Here is a 6,504-nt window from a genome sequence, read left to right as displayed (position 1 = left end):
GAGCGAGCCTGCTCGCGATGGTCGTCAACGATGACGCGTACATCCTGGATTAACGCGGCGGCCTCTGGCTCATCGCTGCGATGCGGCGACCCGACAGGCCAGCTCCTACATCAGGTTGATGAAACCCAACCATATCGGCTGAACCCCGATCCGCCAGCCTGGAATCCACTCCGTCCCCCCAGCCATGGGGGGCGGAAAATGGGGGCTTGGGTGCCAGGCTTGGACGCTGACACCGCAGCATCCCGCCGGGCGGTGCGCACGCAGTTGGTGATCATGCCTACCCTCGACTCCCCGCCCCAGGGCCTGCACCTCATGGCCAAGCCGGTCGGGCCGATCTGCAACCTCGATTGCAGTTACTGTTTCTACCTGGAAAAACAGCAGCTCTACCCGCCCCGCGAGCGCTTCAGCATGAGCGACGAGGTGTTGCGCGCCTATGTACAAGGCTACATCGAAGCCCAGCCAACCCCCGTGGTCGAATTCACCTGGCAAGGCGGTGAGCCAACGCTGCTCGGCCTGGATTTCTTCCAGCGCGCCGTGGCCTGGCAGCGACAGTTCGCCGGGAGCAAGACCATTCGCAACACCCTGCAGACCAACGGCACCCTGCTTGACGACGACTGGTGCGCATTTCTCGCCCGTGAAGGTTTCATGGTCGGGATCAGCCTCGACGGTCCGCGCTTCGTCCACGACCTGTACCGCCCGGACAAACGCGGGCGCTCGAGTTTCGATCAGGTGATGGGCGGATTGGCGTTACTCAAGCTGCACGGGGTCGCGTTCAATGTATTGGTCACCGTGGCCCGCGACGTCGCCCACTACCCCCTGGAAATCTATCGCTTCCTCAAGGCCGAGGGCGTGCGGCACATTCAGTTCAACCCGGTGGTGGAACGCCCGCCGAGCGCCCCGCAAGTCGACCAGGGCCTGCACTTTGCGGTGCCGCCAGAACTACGCCTGCACGCGATACCGGAGCCGACGCAGATCACCGAACACACGGTGGACCCCGAAGCCTATGGCGATTTTCTCATCGCCATTTTCAACGAGTGGGTGCGCCAGGATGTCGGCACGGTGCATGTGATGAACTTCGAATGGGCGCTGGCCGCATGGTGCCAGTTGCCGGCGTCGGTGTGCCTGTTCAGCCCGCGCTGCGGCAAGGCGGCGATTGTCGAGCACGATGGCGATGTCTATTCCTGCGATCACTACATGTATCCCGAGTACCGCCTGGGCAACCTCAAGACCGACGACCCGGCCGAACTGCTCGCCAGCCCTGCGCAACAGGCCTTCGGTGCTGCCAAGGAGCTGACATTACCGACGCTCTGCCAGCAATGCGACTACCGCTTCGCCTGCCACGGCGAGTGCCCGAAGAACCGCTTTGCCACCGCACCCAACGGCGAGCCGGGCTTGAATTACCTGTGCCCGAGCTACAAGAAATACTTCCGCCACCTGACGCCCTACATGAACGCAATGGCCCAACTGGTGAGCCACAAGCAGCCAGCGGCGCTGATCATGCAGGCGTTTTCCGGCCCGCTGCTCATACCGCTGGACACGTGATGGTCAGGCCTGAAACCTGAAATCGCGGAACTGCTCGCGCAGCTTCATTTTCTGCAGCTTGCCGGTCGCCGTGTGTGGCAGGGATTCGACAAACGCCACCTCATCCGGCAGCCACCACTTGGCGACGCGGCTTTGCAGCACCTCCAGCAGTTCCTCCTTGCTTGCGGTCCTGCCCGGCTTGAGCACCACCACCAGCAGCGGGCGCTCCTGCCATTTTGGATGGGGCAAGCCAATCACCGCCGCTTCCGCCACTGCCGGGTGACTGACCGCTGCGTTTTCCAGGTCGATCGAGGAAATCCACTCGCCCCCTGACTTGATCACGTCCTTGGCGCGATCGGTGATCTGCATGTAGCCGTCGCCATCGATGGTGGCGATATCGCCGGTGTCCAGCCAGCCCTCGGCATCCAGCAACGGACCGCCCTCGCCCCGGTAATACTGGCTGGCAATCCACGGTCCCTTGACCAGCAATAACCCGGAGGAACGGCCGTCATGGGGCAACTCAATGCCCTGCTCGTCGACAATTTTCAGCGCCACGCCAAACAGCGCCCGGCCTTGCCTGGCCTGCAAATCCAGGCGCTGCTGCAACGGCGCATCGCGGTGTTTGGGCAGTGGTTTGCAGACGGTGCCCAGCGGCGACATCTCGGTCATGCCCCAGGCGTGCAGGACCCGCGCATCGAATGTGGTTTCGAAGGTCTGCACCTGCACCCGAGGCGCCGCCGCACCGCCAATCACCACCCGATCCAGGCACAACTGCGCCGCCGGCTCCAGGCCCTGGCTATCGACATACTGCTGCAGGGCCATCCACACCGTCGGCACCCCGAGGGCCAGGGTCACCTGTTCATCCCGCAGCAATCCATACAGGCTCTCTCCATCCAGCGCGGCACCCGGCAGCACCAGGCGCGCGCCGCACATCGCCGCCGCATACGGCATGCCCCAGGCGTTGACGTGGAACATTGGCACCACCAGCAACGCCGTGTCCGCCGCCGACAAGCCAAAACCTTCGGCAGTGCACAGCGCCAGCGAATGCAGGATCGACGAGCGATGGGAATACAGCACGCCCTTGGGATTGCCGGTGGTGCCCGAGGTGTAGCACATCGACGAAGCGCTGCGCTCATCGAACAGCGGCCAGGAAAACTCACTGCTGTACTCGGCGATCAGGTCCTCGTAGCAGATCAGGTTCGCTACCTTTATCGAGGGCATCTGCTGGCGATCGCACAGCGCGATGAAGCCCTTGACCGTGTTCAGCGACGGCGCCAGCTGTTCCACCAGCCCGGCAAACGACAGGTCGAACAACAGGTACTGATCTTCGGCGTGGTTGGCGATGAACTCGATCTGCTCGGCGAACAGTCGCGGGTTGATGGTGTGCAGCACCGCGCCCATGCCCGACACGCCGAAGTACAACTCCATGTGCCGGTAGCCGTTCCAGGCCAGGGTCGCGATGCGCGCGCCGGGTTGCACGCCCAGCGCCACCAGGGCATTCGCCACCTGCTTGCTGCGCCGGCCGATATCGGCGTAGCTGCAGTGGTGCACCGGGCCGTCGGCGTTGCGCGAAGCAATAGTGGTGTGTGGATGGGCCCGCAGGGCATGTTCCAGTACGGAGGAAATCAACAGCGGTTGGTCTTGCATCAAGCCGAGCATCAGGGGGTATTCCTTTTATTGTTGTTGGGGTCCACTGCAATCACTAGAGGTAGCCGACCTTCCGCGCATCGCTGAGGATCACTCGGCGCATCAGGCCGATGGACAGGCGGCGCAGGTGGAAGATCAGCCGGGCGAACGGCCCGACCAGCACCAGGTCCTGGTCTTTGCACACGGCGCGCACCATCGCCTCGGCCACCACCTCCGGGCGGCAGCCCTTGGCCTGGTAGTAGGTCTGCAACCGGGCAAACTGGCTGTCGCTGATCGACGGCGAGACACTGCTGCGGGACTGGGTGATGGCAGTATTGATGATCCCGGGGCAGACCGTGGTGACCCGTACATTGCTGTCCGCCAGCTCCATTTTCAGCACTTCACTGAAGCCGAACACCGCATGTTTGGAGGCCGCGTAGGCGCCCATGCTCGGCGACGGATAGATCCCCGCCACCGAAGCCACGTTCAACACATGGCGCGCGCCGCCGGCCTCGATCATCGGCGGGATGAAGTGGTGGCAGCCGTGCACCACACCCATCAGGTTGATGTCGATGACCCGTCGCCAATGCTCCAGGTCACTCTTGAGGAACTGGCCGAGATAGCCAATCCCGGCGTTGTTGATCAACACGTCCAGCGGACGCTGGTTCATGTACGGATGCTCGGCAAATGCGCGCATCTGCTGGTCATTGGACACGTCCAACTGGTGGATCAGGCAAATCACCCCTTCTGCGACGATGTCGAACTGCAGTTGGCGCAACGCCTGATAGTCGACGTCCGTGGCGATGATGTGCGCGCCACGCCGGGCGAACGCGAACGCCGCCGCGCGACCGATGCCCGAAGCGGCACCGGTGATCAACACACGTTTGTGGGTGAAGTCGGTAATGGCCATCGAGGGTTCCTGTCTCAAGGGGCGCGACGCAGCAGGAAGTGCGACAGCGCCGGAATCAATATCAGGGCGCCGACCATGTTCCAGATGAACATGAAGGTCAGCAGGATGCCCATGTCGGCCTGGAACTTGATCGGCGACCAGGCCCAGGTGATCACGCCGGCGGCCAGGGTGATGCCCACCAGGCCCACCACTTTGCCGGTGAAGGCGACGGAATTTCTGTACGCCTCTTTCAGCGACAGGCCGGCACGCTGTTGCGCCAGTTGCACGCTGAGCAGGTACAGCGCGTAGTCGACGCCAATGCCGACGCCCAGGGCGATCACCGGCAGGGTTGCGACCTTGACGCCCATGCCCAGCCAGACCATCAAGGCTTCGCAAAGGATCGAGGTCAGCATTAACGGCACCACCGCCACCACCACCGCGCGCCAGCTGCGGAAGGTGATGAAACACAGGACGATCACCGCGCCATAGACGTACAGCAGCATGGTCCGGTTGGCCTCGCGCACGACGATGTTGGTCGCCGCCTCGATTCCGGCGCTGCCGGCAGCGAGCATGAACTGGCGCTCGTCGTTGCTGTGCTCACGGGCGAACTGCTCGGCCACCTGCACCACCCGGTCGAGGGTTTCCGCCTTGTGGTCAGCCAGATAGGCAATCACTGGCATCATCGAGCAGTCGCTGTCGAACAGTTCCGGGTTGTTTACCGACGCCTGTTGCGCGCCGTAATTGAGCACATCCTGGTTGCGCGCGATGCTCAACATCTTCGGGTTACCTTCGTAGGAACCCGCTGTGATCTGCCGCACCGCATTGACCAGCGACACCGTGGTCTGCACCCCCGGTTGCTGTTGCAGCAGCCAACCGAGGCGATCGGCTTCGACCAGGGTCTGGTACTTCAGGCAGCCTTCGCTGGGGGTCTTGACCATCACTGCGAACTGATCACTGGACAGCGAGTAGTTGGCGGTGATGTAGGCGTTGTCGCGGTTGTAGCGCGAGTCGGCACGCAGTTCCGGGGCGCCCGGGTCGAGGTCGCCGATTTTCAGCTGGGTACTGACCATGAAGCCGCCCGCCGCCAAAAGCGCCGCCACCAGCACCGCGCCGGTGGCCCAACGGCGTTCGGTAAAGCGCTCGAGCACCCGCCATGGATCCCCGCCCCTGCTCTCGCCGCGCTCCCGGCGCAGGCTGCGCGCCGCCGCTTTAGGGCTGACGCCGCAATAGGACAACAGCACCGGCAACAGCACCAGGTTGGTGAAAATCAACACCGCGACCCCGATGCTCGCGGTGACGGCCAGGTCCTGGATCACCGGGATATCGATCAGCATCAGCACCGCGAAGCCCACGGCATCGGCCAGCAATGCGGTGAGCCCGGCGAGGAACAGCCGGCGGAAGGTGTAGCGCGCCGCGACCAGTTGATGCACGCCACGGCCGACGTCCTGCATGATGCCGTTCATTTTCTGCGCGGCATGGGACACGCCAATGGCAAACACCAGGAACGGCACCAGAATCGAAAACGGGTCCAGCGCGTAGCCCAGCAGGCTGATCAGGCCCAGTTGCCAGGCCACTGCCATCACCGAGCAGAGAATCACCAACGCGGTGCTGCGCACGCAACGGGTGAAGGCGTAGATGATCGCCGTGGCAATCAACGCGGCGGCGCCGAAGTACAGCATGATCAACAGCAGGCCATCGATCAGGTCGCCCACCAGCTTGGCGAAGCCGATCACCCGGATCTTGATCGGGCCCTTGCCCTCCGCGCCGAAACCGGGGGCTGCCTTACCGGCAAATTCGTACTTGCCGCGCAGTTGCTCTTCCAGCGTTCGGGAGAACTGGTGGTAGTCGATCGCCGCGCCGCTGAGCGGATCCTTTTCCAGCAACGGCACGACGATCATGCTCGATTTGAAATTGTTGCCCACCAGGCTGCCGATGATTCCCGAACGGGCGATGTTCAGGCGCAACTGCTCGACGCCAGCGGCCGAGCCGTCGTAGGAATCGGGCATCACCGGACCACCGCGAAAGCCTTCCTCGGTGACTTCGGTCCAGCGCACTGACGGCGTCCACAGTGACTTGACCCAGGCGCGGCCCACCCCACTGGTGAGAAACAGCGTGTCGTTGACCTGCTTGAGCACTTCCAGGTAAGTCGGGTCGTAGATATCGCCCTCGGTGTTTTCCACCACCACCCGCACCGTATTGCCCAGCCCGCGCAGAGCCTGGCGGTTCTCCAGGTAGTTTTTGATGTAGGGCTGGCTCTGCGGGATCATCTTCTGGAAGCTGGCGTTGAGCGTCAGCCGGGTGGCGGCGACATAGCTCAGCAGCAGCGTGACGATCAGGCACGCAAGCACCACCAGCAGTCGGTGATTGAAGATCAGCCGTTCGAGGACATTCCCGGAGCGTGCGTCGAAGCCCTTGAGCTCGCGTATCACTGGCATCGGATCGAAGTTGTTGTTACCCATGACGTGGCT

At 63.2% G+C, this 6,504-nt stretch carries 4 protein-coding genes; 1 reads left to right on the top strand and 3 read right to left on the bottom strand.

The genetic code is table 11. The annotated features are described in order from the left end of the window. Positions 1–219: 219 nt before the first annotated feature. Positions 220–1,542 carry an anaerobic sulfatase maturase gene (locus ACZYR5_RS21355; protein ID WP_489091424.1) on the top strand — a complete coding sequence of 441 codons (1,323 nt, stop codon included), beginning with the start codon at positions 220–222 and terminating at the stop codon, positions 1,540–1,542. 3 nt (positions 1,543–1,545) lie between these two features. On the opposite strand, the gene ACZYR5_RS21350 is transcribed toward ACZYR5_RS21355, so the two are convergent. The 3 genes from ACZYR5_RS21350 to ACZYR5_RS21340 are packed head-to-tail and all read right to left on the bottom strand — an operon-like array spanning position 1,546 to position 6,495. Continuing rightward, positions 1,546–3,180: a 3-(methylthio)propionyl-CoA ligase gene (locus tag ACZYR5_RS21350; protein WP_489091423.1), complete on the bottom strand. Its 1,635-nt coding sequence runs from the start codon at positions 3,178–3,180 to the stop codon at positions 1,546–1,548. 43 nt (positions 3,181–3,223) lie between these two features. Next, a complete protein-coding gene (locus ACZYR5_RS21345) occupies positions 3,224–4,057 on the bottom strand; it encodes an SDR family NAD(P)-dependent oxidoreductase (protein ID WP_489091422.1) in 834 nt (277 codons plus the stop codon). Positions 4,058–4,071: 14 nt separating this feature from the next. Continuing rightward, positions 4,072–6,495 carry an efflux RND transporter permease subunit gene (locus ACZYR5_RS21340; RefSeq protein ID WP_489091421.1) on the bottom strand — a complete coding sequence of 808 codons (2,424 nt, stop codon included), beginning with the start codon at positions 6,493–6,495 and terminating at the stop codon, positions 4,072–4,074. Between the last annotated feature and the right edge of the window lie 9 nt (positions 6,496–6,504).

The sequence above is a fragment of the Pseudomonas sp. F007 genome (assembly GCF_057814275.1).
This window is presented reverse-complemented; position numbering and strand designations above follow the sequence as displayed.